Source organism: Roseibaca sp. Y0-43, from assembly GCF_020667835.1.
Taxonomy (GTDB): Bacteria; Pseudomonadota; Alphaproteobacteria; order Rhodobacterales; family Rhodobacteraceae; genus Roseinatronobacter.
The window spans coordinates 1-17,904 of the sequence record NZ_JAFMPR010000015.1; the positions used below are offsets into that span (position 1 = coordinate 1).

15 protein-coding genes and 1 pseudogene are annotated in these 17,904 nt (G+C 60.2%); 9 read left to right on the forward strand and 7 right to left on the reverse strand.

Annotated features, from left to right (window positions below; translation table 11 throughout):
- Nucleotides 1–227: 227 nt before the first annotated feature.
- The 5 genes from J1C52_RS13950 to J1C52_RS13970 form a co-directional block, all read right to left on the reverse strand.
- Nucleotides 228–1,724 carry a sugar ABC transporter ATP-binding protein gene (locus tag J1C52_RS13950; RefSeq protein ID WP_227428553.1) on the reverse strand — a complete coding sequence of 499 codons (1,497 nt, stop codon included), beginning with the start codon at nucleotides 1,722–1,724 and terminating at the stop codon, nucleotides 228–230.
- Nucleotides 1,721–2,716: an ABC transporter permease gene (locus J1C52_RS13955; RefSeq protein WP_227428554.1), complete on the reverse strand. Its 996-nt coding sequence runs from the start codon at nucleotides 2,714–2,716 to the stop codon at nucleotides 1,721–1,723. The genes J1C52_RS13950 and J1C52_RS13955 overlap by 4 nt, the downstream gene beginning before the upstream one ends.
- Nucleotides 2,717–2,729: 13 nt before the next feature.
- Nucleotides 2,730–3,701, reverse strand: a complete 972-nt coding sequence (locus tag J1C52_RS13960) for an ABC transporter permease (protein WP_227428555.1) — start codon at nucleotides 3,699–3,701, stop codon at nucleotides 2,730–2,732.
- Between the two features lie 26 nt (nucleotides 3,702–3,727).
- Nucleotides 3,728–4,525: an SDR family NAD(P)-dependent oxidoreductase gene (locus J1C52_RS13965; protein WP_227428556.1), complete on the reverse strand. Its 798-nt coding sequence runs from the start codon at nucleotides 4,523–4,525 to the stop codon at nucleotides 3,728–3,730.
- A gap of 78 nt (nucleotides 4,526–4,603) precedes the next feature.
- Nucleotides 4,604–5,557 (reverse strand): sugar ABC transporter substrate-binding protein, encoded by a 954-nt coding sequence (locus J1C52_RS13970; protein WP_227428557.1) that lies wholly within the window; start codon nucleotides 5,555–5,557, stop codon nucleotides 4,604–4,606.
- Nucleotides 5,558–5,813: 256 nt separating this feature from the next.
- Between J1C52_RS13970 and J1C52_RS13975 the strand changes: the two genes are divergently transcribed.
- The 8 genes from J1C52_RS13975 (at nucleotide 5,814) to J1C52_RS14010 (ending at nucleotide 15,432) form a co-directional block, all read left to right on the forward strand.
- Nucleotides 5,814–7,592 carry an extracellular solute-binding protein gene (locus J1C52_RS13975; RefSeq protein ID WP_227428558.1) on the forward strand — a complete coding sequence of 593 codons (1,779 nt, stop codon included), beginning with the start codon at nucleotides 5,814–5,816 and terminating at the stop codon, nucleotides 7,590–7,592.
- Nucleotides 7,593–7,602: 10 nt separating this feature from the next.
- The gene (locus J1C52_RS13980; RefSeq protein ID WP_227428559.1) at nucleotides 7,603–8,409 is read left to right on the forward strand and encodes an SDR family NAD(P)-dependent oxidoreductase; all 807 of its coding nucleotides are present in this window, start codon (nucleotides 7,603–7,605) and stop codon (nucleotides 8,407–8,409) included.
- A 67-nt stretch (nucleotides 8,410–8,476) separates the two neighbouring features.
- Entirely contained in the window at nucleotides 8,477–9,775 is a 1,299-nt protein-coding gene (locus J1C52_RS13985) for a M24 family metallopeptidase (RefSeq protein WP_227428560.1), read from the forward strand.
- A 72-nt stretch (nucleotides 9,776–9,847) separates the two neighbouring features.
- Nucleotides 9,848–10,819 carry a thiamine pyrophosphate-dependent dehydrogenase E1 component subunit alpha gene (locus tag J1C52_RS13990; RefSeq protein WP_227428561.1) on the forward strand — a complete coding sequence of 324 codons (972 nt, stop codon included), beginning with the start codon at nucleotides 9,848–9,850 and terminating at the stop codon, nucleotides 10,817–10,819.
- Nucleotides 10,820–10,831: 12 nt separating this feature from the next.
- Nucleotides 10,832–11,827 (forward strand): alpha-ketoacid dehydrogenase subunit beta, encoded by a 996-nt coding sequence (locus tag J1C52_RS13995; RefSeq protein ID WP_255618529.1) that lies wholly within the window; start codon nucleotides 10,832–10,834, stop codon nucleotides 11,825–11,827.
- On the forward strand, nucleotides 11,817–13,097 hold the full coding sequence (locus J1C52_RS14000) for a biotin/lipoyl-containing protein (RefSeq protein ID WP_227428562.1): 1,281 nt from the start codon (nucleotides 11,817–11,819) through the stop codon (nucleotides 13,095–13,097). The genes J1C52_RS13995 and J1C52_RS14000 overlap by 11 nt, the downstream gene beginning before the upstream one ends.
- A 13-nt stretch (nucleotides 13,098–13,110) precedes the next feature.
- Nucleotides 13,111–14,535, forward strand: a complete 1,425-nt coding sequence (locus J1C52_RS14005) for an NAD-dependent succinate-semialdehyde dehydrogenase (RefSeq protein WP_227428563.1) — start codon at nucleotides 13,111–13,113, stop codon at nucleotides 14,533–14,535.
- A gap of 9 nt (nucleotides 14,536–14,544) precedes the next feature.
- Entirely contained in the window at nucleotides 14,545–15,432 is an 888-nt protein-coding gene (locus J1C52_RS14010) for a 2-oxo acid dehydrogenase subunit E2 (RefSeq protein ID WP_227428564.1), read from the forward strand.
- A gap of 433 nt (nucleotides 15,433–15,865) precedes the next feature.
- On the opposite strand, the pseudogene J1C52_RS14015 reads toward J1C52_RS14010, so the two are convergent.
- Both J1C52_RS14015 and J1C52_RS14020 read right to left on the reverse strand, forming a co-directional pair.
- Nucleotides 15,866–16,219, reverse strand: a pseudogene (locus J1C52_RS14015) (DDE-type integrase/transposase/recombinase); the annotation flags it as partial.
- A 40-nt stretch (nucleotides 16,220–16,259) separates the two neighbouring features.
- Nucleotides 16,260–16,604 (reverse strand): hypothetical protein, encoded by a 345-nt coding sequence (locus J1C52_RS14020; RefSeq protein WP_227428565.1) that lies wholly within the window; start codon nucleotides 16,602–16,604, stop codon nucleotides 16,260–16,262.
- Nucleotides 16,605–17,001: 397 nt separating this feature from the next.
- Here J1C52_RS14020 and J1C52_RS14025 point away from each other — a divergent pair, with 397 nt between their 5' ends.
- On the forward strand, nucleotides 17,002–17,874 hold the full coding sequence (locus tag J1C52_RS14025; protein WP_227428566.1) for a MurR/RpiR family transcriptional regulator: 873 nt from the start codon (nucleotides 17,002–17,004) through the stop codon (nucleotides 17,872–17,874).
- Nucleotides 17,875–17,904: the final 30 nt, after the last annotated feature.

The following is a 17,904-nucleotide window of genomic DNA, read 5'->3' on the forward strand; positions in this document are numbered from 1 at the left end:
CGCGCAGTTCCTCTGGATAACGTGTTCCGTTCTTCATCTTTCCCATGACCCAGTATCCTTACTTCTGGGTCTCCGGCAAACAAGGGGCGGTTCAAACCGTCTCTTTGCCGGATGTGGGCAAGCTCGAAGGATAGGTGCTTTTCAACCGCCACCGCATAAGGTTTGCAGTCGCAAGGGTAGCAGAAAAGCGAATTCTTATCTCCTAGAGGTCTCGGCCCGCACCAAGTCTACATCAGACCAGAAATCGCCTGCACAAGCGCGTTCTCCGTGACCTCTGCCGAGGAAAACTCATGTGTGATCCGCCCTGTGAACATGGCGAGGATACGGTCGGAAACGCGCAAGACCTCGGGCATCTCGGAACTGATGACGATGATCGCGTAGCCCTGCGATGCAAGATCGCGGATCAGGTTGTGGATTTCAGATTTCGAGCCAACATCAATACCCCGCGTGGGTTCGTCCACGATCAACACGTCCGGGCGCATCGACAACCATTTCCCGATCACGATCTTCTGCTGGTTTCCGCCAGACAAGTTACCAACAGTTTGCCGCCAACCCGGTGTGCGAATGTCGAGCTTGTCACGATACTGGTCGAAGATCGCGACCTCTGCCCCATCGCTGACAAATGGCCCTGCGGTCAGGTCATCGACCTGTGGCAAGGTCATGTTGTCGCGGCAATTCATCCCCAAAACCAAGCCTTGGTCCTTGCGATCCTCCGGCACAAGCGAAATGCCATTGCGCACGGCATCGATGGGAGAGTTGATCCGCACCTCTTGGCCATGCAGCAGGATTTTTCCGGCAGACGGGCTGCGCAGGCCGAAAATGGTTTCGGCAATCTCTGTCCGGCCCGCACCGACGAGACCGTAAAAGCCCAGAACCTCGCCCTTGCGCAATTGGAAGCTGACATCTTGGAACAGATCACCGCAGCTTAATCCTTGGACCTCTAGCGCTACATCGCCCAAGTCATGGGTCACGGGACTGCGCGACAGGTCCAGGCTGCGCCCGATCATAAGTTGCGTGACCTCGTCCTCGTTGGTGTTCGCGGTTTCCAGCGTGCCGCGATACTGCCCATCGCGCAAAACGCTAATCCGGTCAGTGATCTTGAATATCTCTTCCATCCGGTGCGAGATATAGATGATCCCAACCCCCTTGGCCTGAAGCCCTGCGATCACCTCGAACAGAACAACTTTCTCGGCATCGGTCAGCGACGCGGTCGGCTCGTCAAAGATAACCGCGCGGGGCGAGACGGTCAGCGCGCGCCCGATCTCAACCATTTGTTGGTTGGCGATGGACAGATCGCCGACGCGGGTTTTCGCATCAAACCCCACGTTCAGCGTTTTCAGAATCTCATCTGTCTGGGCATAGAGCGTTTCCCAATCGACGCGTCCGAAGCTTTTCAGCGGCAATTCGCCCAGAAAAATATTCTCGGCCACCGTCAATTCATCCGCAAGGCTGAGTTCCTGGTGGATGAACACCACGCCATTCGCCTTGGCCTGCTTGGGCGAGGTCATCGTGACGGGTTGCTCGGCGATGTAAATCTGCCCCTCGTTCGGGGCGTGGATACCGCCCAAGACTTTCATCAGCGTGGATTTGCCAGCGCCATTCTCGCCCATCAGGGCGTGCACTTCGCCGGGGCGCACATCGAAGGACACCCCATCCAGCGCGCGCACCCCGGGGAAGGTTTTGACAATGCCGTCAAGGCGAAGAACCGGTATCTGATCGGTCATATCTTCAACTCTCCTTGGCCCTTGCGGTTCAACTGGCGGTCCAGCACCAGAACGGCGATCAGGATCAACCCGATCACAAGGTTCACTGTCTGCGTATCGGCCCCGATATGGCCCAGCCCCTTGCGCAGGATCTGGATGGCCAGAACACCGCCCAATGTCCCGATAATGGACCCGTAACCGCCGGCCAGCTTGGTGCCACCCAACACAACGGCGGTAATGGCCCACAATTCGTAAAGCATACCGTCATTGGGGTTGACCGACCCGCTTTCGGAATAGAACACCACCGCCGACAGCGCCGCCAGAAAGCCGATCAGCATGAAGTTCCAGACAAAGTGAGGCCCAACGCGGATGCCGGCATTCACCGCCGCTTCGCGGTTGTTGCCAATGGCATAGGCATTGCGGCCATGGACAGTTCTGGTCATCAACAGCCACAGCACAAGCGCCGTGCCCAGCAAGAACCATGTCGCGGTATGCAGGCCCAGAAATTGCGCTTCGGCGAAATCTACCAAGGTCCAGTTCAGGTGGCTCGTGGGTTGTTCACCGTTAAACATAAAGACAAGCCCGCGGAACCCAAGCATCGCGCCCAAGGTCACGATGAACGCATCGACCCCGGTTTTCCAAACCAGAAGGCCATTGATCGCCCCCATGATGACGCCTGTCATCAGCGCGAAGATCCATGCCAGCGGGATCGCCCAGTCGCCCAAGCCTTGCATGAAAGGCCATGTCATGCTGTCGAGCATGACAATGGCGGCAAGGGCAAAGATCGCCCCCACGCTCAGGTCGATATTGCCGTTAATCATGATGATCGTCATGCCCAGCGCGATGATCCCAATGGGCGCGGATTGCTTCAGCACCAGCAGCATGTTGTCATAGGCAAGGAAGGGCTGGTCCGACACCGACAACTGGTCGCCGATGATCGAGAAGAACGCCAGTTCCAGCAGGATGAAGCCCCAGATCGCGCTTCGCTTCAACAGGTCTTTGCGGTTGCTCATGACTCCGGCCTCCTTACGCGATGGGGGACCACAAGCGGCCCCGCTTGGCGGCCACATCCAGCCAGACGGCCAGGATGATGATGACCCATGTCACGATGTATTGGACGTAGAAATCCAACCCGACCAGCAGCAGCCCATTCTGGATGAACCCAAGGATCAGAACGCCGATCACGGTTTTGAACACGGTGCCAGAGCCGCCCAGCAACGATGCGCCTCCAAGGATGACGGCGGCCAGAACCTCTAGCTCCATCCCCTGCCCCACGGTGTTTTGGCTGCCCAAGCTGCGGCTGGCCTGCAACAGCCCAGCAACGGCCACGCAGAAGGCGGAGATCAAGTAGGTGTAGAACACCACCCGCGCTCGCGGGATGCCCGAGAAGGTCGCCGCCTGACCGTTGCCGCCAACAGCATAGACCTTGCGTCCGAACGGCGTTTTCGCCAACAGCATGGCCAAGAGTGCGGCCAAGGCCGCGAATATCAGGATCGGCACAGGAATGCCCATGACCTCGCCCTGGCCGAAAACCGAGAACCAAGTCCCTGATTTATCGGCAATATCCATGTTCTTGCCGCCCGACCAAGTCAGCGTCAGGCCATGAATGGCCGATAACATGCCAAGGGTTACGATCAGCGAATTGAGCTTCAGATACCCCACCAGAAACCCGATGAACGCGCCCAGACATAACGTCATGGCAAACATGGCAGGTATCGCGAGCGCGGGTCCGATCTTGTCATGCAGATCCAGCACCACGATGGTGGAAAAGGACATCATCGACCCGACCGACAGGTCCAGATTGCCGCCGATCACAACAAAGGTCACGCCCAACGCCATGACCCCAAGAATGGCCGAAGAGCGGATCACGCCTGCGATATTGTCGATGGCAATAAAGCGTTGGTTCGCCAGCGCGAAGCCGATCATGAAAACGACAAAGGCGATCAGGATGCCCTGCTTCGCCAGCACCTTGCCGATGTCTTGTTTGGTCAATCCCATCTTGTCCCCTCCCAAGGACGACGCCGTCAGACCAGCGTCATGCCCCCGTCAATCATGATGATCTGGCCGGTCATGTAGTCGCTGTCACGCGAGGCCAGAAAGGTCGTCGTCCCGGTAATGTCTTGCGGGGTGGCGACCCGGCCTTTCAGAATATCGGCCGAGAACTCTTCCATCGCCTGACCCGGCCGTTCGGCGGCACCGATGGCCATAAGGTCTTGGTCGACCTGTTCCCACATCTCGGTTGCGACCACGCCCGGCGCGAAACCCGTGACGGTGATGTTATGCGCAGCCAGATCGCGCGCGCCCGATTGCGTCAGCGACACCACGGCCCATTTACTCGCGCAGTATGGCGCGACGTTACCAAAGCCCTGACGGCTGGCAATGCTGGCGGTGTTCACGATCTTGCCACCCGTGCCTTGCGCGATCATCTGGCGGGCGGCTTCCTGCATCCCGATCAGGCAACCCAAGCCATTTATTCCCATTATGAAATTCCAGTTGGCTTCGGTCACATCGAGGAAATTCATCGGCTTGTTGACGCCCGCATTGTTGAATTTCACATCCAGACGCCCGAACCGTTCCACCGTATGCGCGATCATGGCGCGCACTTGTTCGCGGTCGGTCACGTCGACGGCGGCATGTGTCACCTTGGCCCCTGCTTCAGCCGCACGCTTGGCATTTTCAGCGGCGACTTGCTCGACCTTGTTGGCGTTTATATCGGCAAAACACACATGCGCGCCTTCATCCAAAAGCGCCTCTCCGATTGCGCGGCCTATGCCTTGCGCAGCCCCTGTCACGATACATGACCGCCCTGAAACGCGTGCCATATCGCCCCCGTCCGTCGTTTTTTGGAATAACCAGAAACGTGGGGCAACCAAAGTCGCCCCACGCAGTCTGGGAGGATCTTAGAACACCGGCTTGGTGAACTCGTCCATGTTCTCCTGGGTGATCTTCGGCGTGTCGAAGTAATTCAGGAATGGCACCTCTTCGCCATTCAGGATGTCGATGGCGGTTTGCAGCGCGGCCTCGGCGTCATCGACCGGAGATTGGTAAATCGACCCCCAGTAGGTGCCCTCTGCCATGGCGTCATACCCCACGGCAAAGTTCGTTGCGCCGACGAAGGTGATGCCTTCGGCACGACCGGCCGCAATCGCTGCGTTCATGGCGCCGACACCCATGTTGTCATCGCCCGAGTAAACACCATCGATGTCGTCATACTGGACAAGGAAGGCTTCCATGACCTGCTGCGACTTTTCACGGTTCCAGTCGCCAGGCTGTTCGTCGATCTGTTCGACATTCGGGCAGACCTCGGGCAAGCGGTCGTTGAAGCCCTGCGCGCGCTCGATCGCGGTGGTGTAGCCGGGTTGGCCGGTGATATGCACGACCTTGGCCTCGTTCTCGATGCCAAGCGCCTTGAAGCGGTCGCACATGATCTCTGCGGCACGCTGGCCTTGGGTCACGTTATCCGGGCCAGAGAAGGACGAGATGAAGTCAAACCCCGCTTCGGCAATGTTCGAGTTGGTGATGACAACCGGAATTTCGGCTTGCGACGCGCGGCGCACTGCGGGGATCACGGCTTCGCCATTCGTTGGCCAGATAATCATCGCGTCGACCTGCTGCTGGATCAGGTCGTCAATCTGGGCAAGCTGACGGGCCACGTCGCCGCCAGCGTCCAGCACAACCACGTTGACGTCCGGGTTCGCTTCTGCCGCCGCGATGAAGGCTTGCTCGTAGGTGGTCTGGTAGCTGTCGACGCCCACGTTGTTCTGGGTGATGCCAATTGTCATTGTCTGCGCACCGGCTGCGGTGCCGATCATCGCGGTCGAGCAGATAAGTGCTGTCTTCAGTACTGATTTCATCTTCCGTTCCTCCCGTGGAATATTCAGCGCGATCGCGAGCAACCTCCGCACTCAACGGGGTGTGCCCCGACCGATCACGCTTCAAGTCATCGCGATTTTGACAGATGACGCCTCCTTCATCTTATCCATTTTGATACAGTTTGCTCTCATAATGGATAATTCAGCGATATTCGCGATCTCCATTTTGCGAAAAACAAAGAGGAGCGACGACATGCGCCGTCCCAGACCGCCCCGGCCCAAAACTGCACCCGAGACAATGAAACACAGCACGGCCAAAAACATTCAAATCGGACAATCCTTGGCGGTCACGCTATCGGACGCGGTTGTCGCATCTGCCGATCCCGATGTCGACCGCGTGACGAATTTTCTGTCCGACCTGATGGTTGAGCTGGATAGCTCGTTGGAGCCAAGCACCCCAAATCCGCATTTGAAGATGGTCTTGCACTTGTTGCAAAGCCATTCCGAAGGCCGGATAGTTTCGCCCTCGTCGCTCATTGCCGCGGCGGGCGTGCCCTATGCCACCGCGAGCCGCAAGCTTGCAGAGGTCGAAGCGGCGGGCCTGATTGACCGCCGGGTGCGCACGCGCACCGGCAAAAGTCACTCGCTGCATCCCAGCGCTGCCTTGCTGGAAGGGTTCAGCCAGTTGGCGGACCGCATCGACCGGCTGGCGCGGCAATATTTCGACCAAGCTGGTTCAACCCCCAAAACGACGGATTACTATTTCGGCGGCTCCTATCAGCCTGGACGCGCCGCCATCGCCCCACCGCGGGCGCTGCCAGAACCGTTAAAACTGGCGGGCGGGCTGCGCATCCTGGTGCATGGCGACCCGACCTTCATGGTCATGGAAGGGCTGAAACGCCAGTTCGAGCAAATCGTGGGCACGACCATCCATCAGCGCGCATTCAGTATCGACCGGTTGCGCGAAGAAGCTTTGCGCAATGCCGAACGACAGAAAAGCCGCTATGACCTGATCGCCGTCGACCTGCCTTGGGTTGGCGAGTTTGTAGAGAAAGGCGTCATCCGCCCGTTGGACGAGGTGATGAACGTAGCGCGGCTGGACCCTGCAGATTTCCACACCGCTGGATGGCGCGCCGCGCATTGGGCCGGGCGACCATATGGCGTGCCCAGCCAGACCACGCCTGAATTGATGTTCTACCGCAAGGACTGGTTCGCCAATGCAGGGCTAGAGCCACCCACGACCACCGATGCCGTGATTGCTGCTGCGCGCCAGTTGCACGACCCGCAACGCGGGCGCTACGGCGTTGCCTGGAACGCGGCGCGGGGCACGGCGCTGGGGCATACGTTCATGATGACCTGCGCAGCGTTCGGGCAGCCGATCATCGACCTTCCCCGGATTGCCGGGGGGTATGACACGGACCACTTGGCGCGGGGCGGCTTCACTCCGACGTTGAACACGGAGCGCGCGCTGGAAGCCGCCGAATACCTGATGCAACTCTTGGACTATTCGCCCCCCGATATTCTGTCCATGTCCTGGTATGAGCGCGTGCGCCCCTATGGTGCCGGCCATGTGGCCATGGCCTATGGCTACACCCTGCTGGCCCCGTATTTCGAGCTGAACGAAAACAGCCCCGCGCATGGCAACACCGGGTATATTCCACACCCGCATGGACCGCAGGGCAGCCCGATCGCGCCGGTGGGGGGCTATGTATTGTGTGTTCCGGCCAACCTGGCCGAAGAACGGATCGACGACACGGTCGAGGCGCTTGTCACCTTCACCTCGCCCGGCGCGCAAAAGCTCTATGCCCAGAATGGCAGCCGGACCGAGCCGCGCTATTCCGTGGGCGCGGACCCGGAAGTGCGCCGCTTGTCCCCGATTTTCGGCCTGCTGGACCAGATGTCGTGGCGTGACGAGCTGCAATTCTGGCCGCGACCGCCGATCCCGCAGGTCTCGGACATCATCGACCTGTGCGGGCGCGAGTTGCACGACATGTTGCGCGGGATCATTGCCCCGCGCGACGCTTTGAACCGCGTGCAGGCCGAGGCAGAGAAAATCCTGAAATCCAAGGTTACTTAGGGAGGATACCATGGACCCCAATCGCCTGAAGGGCAAAAACATCCTGATCACCGGTGCCGCGCGCGGCATGGGGGCCGCCAATGCCGAGGCCTTCGCCGCGCAGGGCGCGAATGTCTGCTTGGGCGATCTGTCGCTGGACGAAGCGCAAGAGGTCGCCGACCGCATCAACGCCGCCGGGAACGGCAAGGCCATCGCGGTCAAGATGGATGTGACCAAGCGGGCGGACAACGCGGCCGCCGTAGCCGCCACGGTAGAGGCATTTGGGTCCATCAATGTGGGCCTGTTCAACGCAGGCCTCAACAAGCCCCGGTTCTTCATGGATATCGACGAAGACAACTGGGACATGATCATGAACGTCAACACCAAGGCGATGTGGCTCGGGATGCAGGAAACCGCCCGCCAGATGATCGCTCAAGGCCCGCAGGACAAGCCTTACAAGCTGATCAATGTGGGCTCTATCGCCAGCCGCAAACCGTTGGTGGATGTGACGGTCTACTGTACTTCGAAATACGGCTGCCTTGCTTTGACCGAATGCGGCGCGCTTGGCTTGGCAGAGCACAACATTACCGTCAATGGCTACGCCCCCGGCGTGGTCGTGACGCCGCTTTGGGAACAACTGGACAAAGACCTGGTCGAGATCGGCTTCAAAGAGCGCGCGGGTCAAGCCTATGACGATATTGTCGAGAATAATCTTGTCATCAAACGTGTGTCCTACCCCAAGGACGTGGTCGGCACGGCGTCGTTCCTCGCGTCTGATGACAGCGACTACATGACCGGCCAGATGATCTCTATCGACGGCGGCTGGGTCACGAAGTAACCCACTGATTTTTCTTGCAACTTACCTATGAACGGGTGTGCCCTCGCGCACCCGGAAGGAGCTTTCCATGACACGCGCGCTGATGCCGAACCTGCTGACCCCGCAAGACCTAGAACCCAATTGGGAATGGCGTGACCGGCTGCCCGCCTGGGGCCACACCTCGGTCGATTTCGAACGTCGCGTCGACCATGACCGCCTGCGTCGCTACCGGCTGGCGCGCACGCGTCAAAGCTTGCAGAATTCCAATGCCGGGTCGCTTCTGTTGTTCGATGTGAACAACATCCGCTATGTGAGCGCCACAAAGATCGGCGAATGGGAGCGTGACAAGATGTGCCGCTTCTGCCTGCTGACGGGCGATGACAGCCCCTATGTCTGGGATTTCGGCTCAGCCGCGGTGCATCACCAGCGTTATTCCGACTGGCTGGACCCGACCCATTGCCTGGCCGGGGTGGTTGGGATGCGCGGCACGATCCCGCCCGAATTCGGGCTGATGAAGAAATATGCCAAGATGATCGCGCAACTTATCAAGGACGCGGGCATGGCGGATATGCCTGTCGGCGTGGACTATGCCGAAACCGCGATGTTCCATGCACTTCAGGAAGAAGGGATCAAGGTTGTCGATGGGCAGCAGATCATGCTGGCGGCGCGCGAGATCAAGAACTGGGATGAAATCCAGCTTCTGACGCAGGCGGCCAGCATGGTCGATGGCGTCTATCACATGATCTACGAAGAACTGAAACCCGGCGTGCGAGAGAATGACATCGTGGCGCTGTCGAACAAGCTGCTTTACGAGATGGGGTCGGACGATGTCGAAGCGATCAACGCCATTTCGGGCGAACGCTGTAACCCGCATCCGCACAATTTCACCGACCGGCTGATCCGGCCCGGCGACCAATGCTTCTTCGACATCCTGCAAAGCTATCAAGGCTATCGCACCTGCTACTATCGCACCTTCAACGTAGGCCGCGCGACACCGGCACAGAACGACGCCTATGTGAAAGCGCGCGAGTGGATTGACGCGTCGATCGCGATGATCAAGCCGGGCGTGACCACCGACAAGGTGGCCGAAGTCTGGCCCACGGCGGAGTCGCTCGGGTTTCCGAACGAGGACGCAGCCTTCGGCCTGCAATTCGGTCACGGTCTGGGACTGGCACTGCACGAACGGCCTATCATCAGCCGCGCCGTGTCGCTCGAGCACCCGATGGAAATCCAGACAGGCATGGTCTTTGCCTTGGAAACCTACTGCCCCGCCGCAGACGGCTATTCCGCTGCCCGTATCGAGGAAGAGGTGGTCGTGACCGAGACGGGCTGCGAAGTCATCAGCCTGTTCCCGGCCGAGGAACTTCCGATCGCCAACCGGTATTGAAACCCCGTCCCGGGCTTGACCCGGGACCTCAACCGTAGAGGCCCCGGGTCAAGCCCGGGGCGCGGAGAGCCCATGACCAAGACAAACACCGAAGACTACTTGCGGATGTATACCCAGATGGTGCGCATTCGCACCTTCGAGGACAACGCCAACCAGCTTTACCTGTCGGCCAAGATGCCGGGCCTGACGCATATGTATTCTGGCGAGGAAGCCGTCGCCGTTGGCATTTGCGAGGCGCTGACAGATGACGACCGGATCACCAGCACGCACCGGGGCCACGGGCATTGCGTGGCCAAGGGCGCCGAATTCAAAGAAATGTTCTGCGAGCTTCTGGGCAAGGCCGAGGGCTATTGCCGCGGCAAAGGCGGGTCGATGCACATCGCCGACCAAAGCCACGGCAACCTTGGTGCGAACGCGATCGTGGGCGGGTCGATGGGCATCGCCACCGGGTCCGCGCTGCGCGCAAAGCTGCAAGGCTCGGACGATGTGACCGTCTGCTTTTTCGGCGACGGGGCTACCGCGCAGGGGCTGATGTACGAGGTCATGAACATGGCAGCCCTATGGAGACTTCCGGTCATCTATGCCTGCGAGAACAACGGCTATTCCGAATATACCAAGACGGAAGAAATCGCCGCAGGCTCTATCACCGCGCGCGCCGAGGCCTTCGGAATCGAAAGCCACCAAGTCGACGGGCAGGATGTGCTGGCCGTGAACGAGCTGACGCAAAAGCTGGTCGAACGTGCCCGCAAGGGCGAAGGGCCGTTCTTTCTGGAACTGATGACCTATCGCTACCACGGCCATCATGTCGGCGACATCAACCGCGAATACTACCGGTCCAAGGACGAAGAGAAGGACTGGAAGGAAAACCGTGATCCGATCATCCGGTTCCGGGCTTGGTTGGTAGAACAGGGCATTGCGACCGAAGACGAGATCGAGGCGATCAACGCCGCGATTGAGAAGGACGCGACCGAGGCCGTCGCCTATGCCGAGGCCGCCCCCTACCCCGATGTGTCCGAAGTGGACATGCACGTTTTTGCCGCCTGAGGAGGAGAAATCATGCGCGAGATCACCCTGTCGCAGGCCGTAAACGAAGCCATCGCCGAAGAAATGCGCCGGGATCCGACCGTGTTCCTGATGGGCGAGGACGTGGCCGAGGCTGGCACGCCCTTCAAGGTGCTGTCCGGTCTGGTCGAAGAATTCGGCACCGAGCGAGTGCTGGACACGCCCATTTCGGAACCCGGCTTCGTTGGCATGGCTGTCGGTGCCGCCATGACCGGCGCGCGACCTATCGTGGACCTGATGTTCGGCGATTTCATCTATCTGGTTATGGACCAGCTTTGCAACCAGGCCGCCAAGCAGCACTATATGTCAGGCGGCAAGCTGACCGTGCCGATGGTGTTGCGGACCAATATGGGCGCGACCCGCCGCTCTGCCGCGCAGCACAGCCAGTCGCTGCAAGCCATCGTGGCGCATATTCCGGGCCTGAAGGTCGCCATGCCCTCGTCTGCCTATGAAGCGAAAGGGCTGATGAAAACCGCGATCCGTGACAACAACCCGGTCGTCATCTTCGAAGACAAGCTGATGTATCAGGACAAGGCTCCGGTCCCCGAAGAGGAATACCTGATCCCCTTCGGCGAAGCACATGTGAAACGCGAAGGGTCCGACATTACGCTGATCGGCACGTCATCCATGGTGCAGGTGGCCGAGAAAGCCGCCGAAATGCTGGCCGCCGAAGGCATCAGTGCAGAGGTCATCGACCCGCGCACGATTGTGCCACTGGATGAAGCGACGCTTCTTGCCAGCGTCAAGAAAACCAGCCGCGCGATTGTCATCGACGAGGGCCACCAAAGCTATGGCGCGACCGCCGAAATCGCATCGCGCCTGAACGAGAAAGCCTTTTACCATCTTGATGCGCCGGTGCTGCGCATGGGCGCGATGGATGTGCCAGTGCCCTTCAGCCCTGCGCTGGAAGACATCACCGTGCCCACGGCCGAACAGGTGGTCGAGAACGCGCGCAAGCTTTGCGCCGGGGAGATGATCCATGCCGCATGACGTGACAATGCCTCAACTGGGCATGGCACAAGACGCGGGGCGCATTGTCGCATGGCTGAAAGCGGCCGGCGATCCGGTCGCAAAGGGCGATCCCCTGTTCGAGGTGGAAACAGACAAGGCTACGATGGAAGTCGAGGCGCAGGCGGCGGGCTTCTTGACGGGCATTGTCGCCAGCGAAGGGGATGACGTGCCGGTTGGGCAGGTCATTGCGCAAATCTCGGAGAGTGCAGAGGCGGACAGTCCCGCGCTTGCCCCCTCTGCCCCCACAACACCGCACGAAAGCGACGCCCTGCCCGACGGCAAACAGATCACCATGCCGCAACTTGGCATGGCGCAGGACAGCGGGCAAATGGTGGGCTGGCTGGTGGAGTTGGGCACAAAGGTTGGCCCCGATGACCTGCTCTTCGAGGTCGAGACCGACAAGGCCACGATGGAAGTGCCTGCGGGGGCCAGCGGTTATTTGGCCGCGACGCTGGCGCAGGCGGGCGAGGATGTGGCGGTTGGCGCGCCGGTAGCCATTCTGACCGCAGACGCACCGGATAGCCCCGTCGCGCGATCTGCGGCGGACGCCGCGCCTGGGACGCCCCCAGCCCCCATGGCAGACGTAGCAGAACCTGAAGCCGCCCCCGCCACGGCGGCGGCAGCACCGCCTGCCAAAGCACCAGTCACAGCGGAAGGCGGGCGTATATTAGCCTCGCCCAAAGCGCGCCGCTTGGCGCTGGAACAGGGGCTGGACCTGTCGCGGCTGGTGAAATCCAGCCATCCACAGCCCTATCATGTTGCCGATCTGGAGGTTCTGCGCAGCCTACCCGATGACACGGCCCCACGGACCGCCACAGCGCAAGCCAGCCGCCGACTGACCGCGCGGATAAAACGTGCGGGTCTGGAGGCATTCTTGGATTGGGCACAATCGCAAGGGGTGGAAAATCGCGACGCCGCCTTGGCCGGCTTGCTAGGCATGGGCCATGCCGAGACACTGGCCATCGAGCGCATGGGACGCGCAGAATGCTTCGCCATCGCGCGCCGCCTGTCGCAAGTTGCCCCATCCGAGAGGGCGCCCGAGCTGATCTTGCGCGACTTGCGCGGCAGCTTTGTTCAGGACGTGGAACTGGGGGCCGAAGATGTTCCCGTTTTAACGTTGCTGCCAAAGGGCAAGGGACTGACGCTCGTGCTGGAATGTGCCGCCGATCATATCAGCGCGCCCGGCGCGCTTGACCTTTTGAACACTGTCGCGGGACGGCTGGAACAACCCCTGCGCCATTTGCAGTAAATCGAGGACCGAAATGGACCACACAGACCTTTACATCAACGGCGCATGGATCAAGACCGATACGCGCTTTGACGTTATCAACCCGGCTACCGAAAAGGTTCTGGCCTCTGTCGCCAGCGCCGAGATCGCCCATGCCGATGCTGCGCTGGACGCCGCCGAAACCGCGATGGCCGATTGGGCCAAACGTACCCCGCGCGAACGCTCGGAAGTGTTGCGTAAAGCGTGGGAGCTGATGACCGCGCGATTGGACCATTTCGCCCATCTGATCACGCTGGAGAATGGCAAGGCGGGCAACGACGCGCGCGGCGAAGCCACCTATGCCGCCGAGTTCTTCCGCTGGTTTGCCGAAGAAGCGGTGCGCGCTGACGGCATGATTACCCACGCCCCCGCCTCTGGCGCGCGGATCATGGTGCAGCACAAGCCTGCCGGTCTGGCGGTGCTGATTACACCTTGGAACTACCCGGCGGCGATGGGCACACGCAAGATTGCACCGGCTTTGGCCGCAGGGTGCGGTGTCATCATCAAGCCCGCCTCGGAAACACCGCTGACAATGCTGGCGCTGATGCCACTGCTGGAAGAAGCGGGTGTCCCGCCCGGCCTGGTCAATGTGCTGCCCTCGAAGCGCACCGGTGCGCTGGTCGATCACATGCTGCATGACCCGCGCGTGCGGGTGGTCAGCTTTACCGGGTCAACAGGCGTGGGGCGCACGCTGCTGAAGGGCGCGGCCGACCAAGTGCTAAAGCCCGCGATGGAGCTGGGCGGCAATGCGCCCGTTCTGGTATTCGAAGATGCCGACATGGATGTTGCCATCGAGGGCACGATGCTGGCCAAGATGCGCAACTTGGGCGAGGCCTGCACGGCTGCGAACCGCATCTATGTGCACGAAGCGATTGCCAAGGACTTCACCGCCCGCCTGACCGCCGCGATGTCGGCCCTGAAGGTCGGCGATGGCACCGATCCCAGCGTGGATGTCGGGCCTTTGGTCAATGCCGCGACCCGCGACAAGGTGGCCGAGTTCGTGGCCGATGCCGTCGCCAAGGGAGCGAAAATCGAATGCGGCGGCAAGGTGCCGGATGGAACAGGTTATTTCTACCCGCCCACAGTGCTGTCAAACGTGCCAGAGAGCGCCGATTGCGTGACAGATGAGATTTTCGGCCCCGTCGCCGCGATCCAGAGCTTTACCGACCAAGAGGACGTGATCGCGCGGGCCAATAACACCGAATACGGGCTTGTGGCCTATGTATTCAGCGGCGATTTCAAGCGTGCCTTGCAGGTTTGCGAGCGGCTGGACTACGGCATGGTGGGCCTTAATCGCGGGCTGGTCAGCGACCCCGCTGCCCCATTTGGCGGCACCAAGCAATCCGGGCTGGGTCGCGAAGGCGGGCATGAAGGGATGCTCGAATTCATGGAAACGCAATACATCTCGGCCAGCTGGTAAGGGGGGATCATGGACCTGAAAGCAAGCCCCAGCACCAAAAGCTACGCAGCCAACAAGGGCGTCGACCTGGTAGCGCTCGCCCGCAGCACCGGGCGCACCACCTTGGGCCGCGAGGATGTTGACGCTCATCTGGGTGGCAATACCGCCATGGCGGCCGCGCCGAACCATTCGCGCTATTGGGAGGTGGATCATGCCGCGCATGGCCCCGTGACCGAGGAACCGATGCCGCGCATGGCCAAGATCGCCGCCGCGAACCTGAGCGCGGCAGGCGCGCTCATCCCGCAGGTTACGCATCACGAGCGCGCTGATATGACGGCAGTCGACGCGTTGCGCAAAGCCTGGCGCGCCGAGGCGCAGGCGCGAGGCTTGAAACTGACAGCCCTTGCGTTTCACGTCATGGCGTTGGCACGCTGCCTGACAGAGTTTCCGCGCTTCAATGCCTCGCTATCGGCGGATGGCGAAACCTTGATCCTGAAGAATTACGTCCATATCGGGATCGCCGTCGACACACCGCATGGCCTTATGGTTCCGGTCCTTCGACATGTTGACCGAAAGGGGCTTTGGGAGCTCTCCGCCGAAATCTCGGAGCTTGCCGCACGGGCACAAGCCCGAAAGATCGGGCCGGAAGAGATGGGCGGCGCCTCGATGAGTATCAGCAACCTCGGCGGCATCGGCGGCATCGGCTTCACGCCCATCGTGAACCCGCCGGAACTCGCCATTCTTGGAATTACCCGAACAGAAACGATAACTGTCTGGGATAATGACACACCCCGCGCGGTCCAGATGGTGCCATTGGATCTTTCCTACGACCACCGGGTCATAAACGGTGCCGATGCGGCACGGTTTCTTGCCCGCTTCACGAGTCTTCTGTCCACGCCGGAACGAATGATGCTTTAGGACTGTAGGCAGGATGCCTTTCCCACGGATGGCAACCGCCCGACCATTGAACAGGTGGAAGATCTAAGCGGCGCAAGAACACAGACCAAACGCAAGGCATCCCCGTCGCGCTTATTGAAGAGAATGGGCCCGCGCACGTCCCGGACAATACCGCAAAGGGCTGCATCGGCCGCGACACTCGGCCAGTCTCAGCTTTCCGCTGGACAAGATTTCAGTGGCAGGGCAAGCACACGTTGATCGAAGGCGCTGTTCGGGGGACGGGAATTTTTCGATCACTTGTTCTCTGCCCAAAACAAAGACACTTTTGCGGACACGCTCCTGCACACGGCCAGAAGCCCCGCGTTGATGCGTGGCTTAACGATTAAGCATTCTTTGGAATATTTGGTTGCGGGAGACAATGAGGTGCCACTGGTTTCCTTGACACCTGCCTCGTTCAGTTTTGCTGTCTGACTTCAAAGTCAACGGGCGACAGCATGACGTTGTTCTTCCGCTTGCGTTTCAGGGCTTAGAACATCTCGATGTATCCAAACACGTCTGGCCTGGCGGCATCGCGGGTTAAATAGATCCGAAACCGGATGCGTTCGCGCTTCAGAAGCTGGAAGAAACTCTCTACGACGGCGTTGTCATGGCAGGTGCCGCGTCCGCTCATTCTGGGTTGAAGGTCATGCTGGCGCAGGAATGTCTGCCACTCCCGGCTAGTGAATTGGGCGCCGTGCTCCGAATGCACGGTGAGCCTGCTCATTGGCTTTCGTCGCCAGACCGCCATCAGAAGAGCCTGGAGCGCAAGGCGCTGTTTTGCCGCTGGTGCCGCATCTCGACACGCCGCGCTAGCTGTTCATTGCGCTGGCGCCGGGCGGAATCGCAGTGGCGGTCTGGGCCCGGGTCGACAACTGCAAGAACGGGCTGCGCTGATGTGGGGTAGCATCACGGTCGGGCTGCTTGCGCAGCCTTGGGCGCGGCGGGCGGCTAGCTTGGCCCTCGTCATGCTGTCCGTGACCCTTCTTGTCCTCGATCTCCGTCGTCCCGGCGAGCGCACAGGGCGCGCCGCCGAACGACTGGGCCAACTGGAGCGCATTGATGCCGTTCAAAGTCAGATGCTGGACGCGGCCACGCGTCGCTTTCGCAACCGAGATGATCTTGTTGATCGCTTGCGTGTGGGGCGGTTTCGACACTCTGGCCAGCCCCTGCCCGCCGGTTTTGGAATACGGCCGGGCCGAGCAGGCAAAGGTGGCGGAGGAGCTGGCCGCGCTGACCGAGGTAGCGGTAATTTATAAGTGGCTGGCGGAATACCGGGTATTGAGGGAGCGGGTGTCGGCACGTGGGTGAACGATAGACAATGATCAAGCTTTCAAAAGGTCGCCCTCTATGCTGCAAAGCGGGTTCCGTCAGAGACAAAACGGAGAACCAATGGCGCTCGGCTCGCCCTTGACCCGAGTATTTGGCTCGCTCCTTTCAGGCTTCCGCAGCTTGTCCGACCGGACTGGCGCGACAACTTCCCTTGCTGATAATTCAAAAAGCAAACCATAAATTCGCTGGTCAAGTGTTTGGTGACTAGGCTACGAAGATCGCATGTCTGCAGTACCCTCCGGCTCCTACATTGCCCGAATAAGGGCTGCTTTGCCTTCGTTGCATCCAACCGAGAGGCGTCTAGCGGATACGATCCTGTCATTCCCCGGTGAAATCGCCAGCTACTCAGCAACCGAGCTGGCGCAGCTTGCCAATGTATCAAATGCCACTGTAACGCGTTTCGTGCGGCGCATCGGCTATGAAAGCTTTGATCAGGCCCGTCAGGCCGCTCGTGCGGCGCAGCAGACCGGGGCAGCGGTTTTCCGGGTGTCTGCCATCGATCAAGGGCCAGAGGCTGCGCTGATGACCCAGATCGCTCAGGGCCGCCAAAATGTTGAAAACAGTTTCTCTGCGATTTCACTGGCGGAAATTGACAATTTGGCAGATGCCATCCTGAACGCCGGTCGCATTTGGATCATCGGATTTCGGACCTCGCAGGCCTTCGCGCTTTATCTGGGGACACAGATCGGCCAGATCGCGCCAAATGTAACCGTTTTGCCGCAAGCAGGTCAGACACTCGCCGAGAGCCTGAGCAGTATCTCTGCCAAAGATGTCGTGCTGGTTTTTGCGCTACGGCGCACGGTTCGCCAGTTGCCTCTTTTGTTTCGGGAATTACGGCAAACCCCCGGAAAAGCCGCCCTGATAAGCGATGTGGCCCCTGAGCCGGGTGAAGACACATCGCTTCTGGAAGAGGAACTCTCTCCGCGATGGCGCTTGCGCGTACAAACCAATGCACCCGGCCCGTTATTCAACCATGCGGCGGTGCTGACGCTTTGCCACATCCTTGCCACCCGCGTGCTTGAGCGTTCCGGGCAAGCAGGCCGCAAGCGTCTTCTTGCAATCGAGGGACTTCACGATTCGCTCGATGAGTTGTGAGCAGAGCGTTTCCAAACTGCTTGTTCTCTA

Bases quoted from the DNA above. Each gene is read 5' to 3' on its own strand.
- J1C52_RS13950 (WP_227428553.1), bottom strand. From the start codon at position 1,724: ATGACCGATCAGATACCGGTTCTTCGCCTTGACGGCATTGTCAAAACC.
- J1C52_RS13955 (WP_227428554.1), bottom strand. From the start codon at position 2,716: ATGAGCAACCGCAAAGACCTGTTGAAGCGAAGCGCGATCTGGGGCTTC.
- J1C52_RS13960 (WP_227428555.1), bottom strand. From the start codon at position 3,701: ATGGGATTGACCAAACAAGACATCGGCAAGGTGCTGGCGAAGCAGGGC.
- J1C52_RS13965 (WP_227428556.1), bottom strand. From the start codon at position 4,525: ATGGCACGCGTTTCAGGGCGGTCATGTATCGTGACAGGGGCTGCGCAA.
- J1C52_RS13970 (WP_227428557.1), bottom strand. From the start codon at position 5,557: ATGAAATCAGTACTGAAGACAGCACTTATCTGCTCGACCGCGATGATC.
- J1C52_RS13975 (WP_227428558.1), top strand. From the start codon at position 5,814: ATGAAACACAGCACGGCCAAAAACATTCAAATCGGACAATCCTTGGCG.
- J1C52_RS13980 (WP_227428559.1), top strand. From the start codon at position 7,603: ATGGACCCCAATCGCCTGAAGGGCAAAAACATCCTGATCACCGGTGCC.
- J1C52_RS13985 (WP_227428560.1), top strand. From the start codon at position 8,477: ATGACACGCGCGCTGATGCCGAACCTGCTGACCCCGCAAGACCTAGAA.
- J1C52_RS13990 (WP_227428561.1), top strand. From the start codon at position 9,848: ATGACCAAGACAAACACCGAAGACTACTTGCGGATGTATACCCAGATG.
- J1C52_RS13995 (WP_255618529.1), top strand. From the start codon at position 10,832: ATGCGCGAGATCACCCTGTCGCAGGCCGTAAACGAAGCCATCGCCGAA.
- J1C52_RS14000 (WP_227428562.1), top strand. From the start codon at position 11,817: ATGCCGCATGACGTGACAATGCCTCAACTGGGCATGGCACAAGACGCG.
- J1C52_RS14005 (WP_227428563.1), top strand. From the start codon at position 13,111: ATGGACCACACAGACCTTTACATCAACGGCGCATGGATCAAGACCGAT.
- J1C52_RS14010 (WP_227428564.1), top strand. From the start codon at position 14,545: ATGGACCTGAAAGCAAGCCCCAGCACCAAAAGCTACGCAGCCAACAAG.
- J1C52_RS14025 (WP_227428566.1), top strand. From the start codon at position 17,002: ATGTCTGCAGTACCCTCCGGCTCCTACATTGCCCGAATAAGGGCTGCT.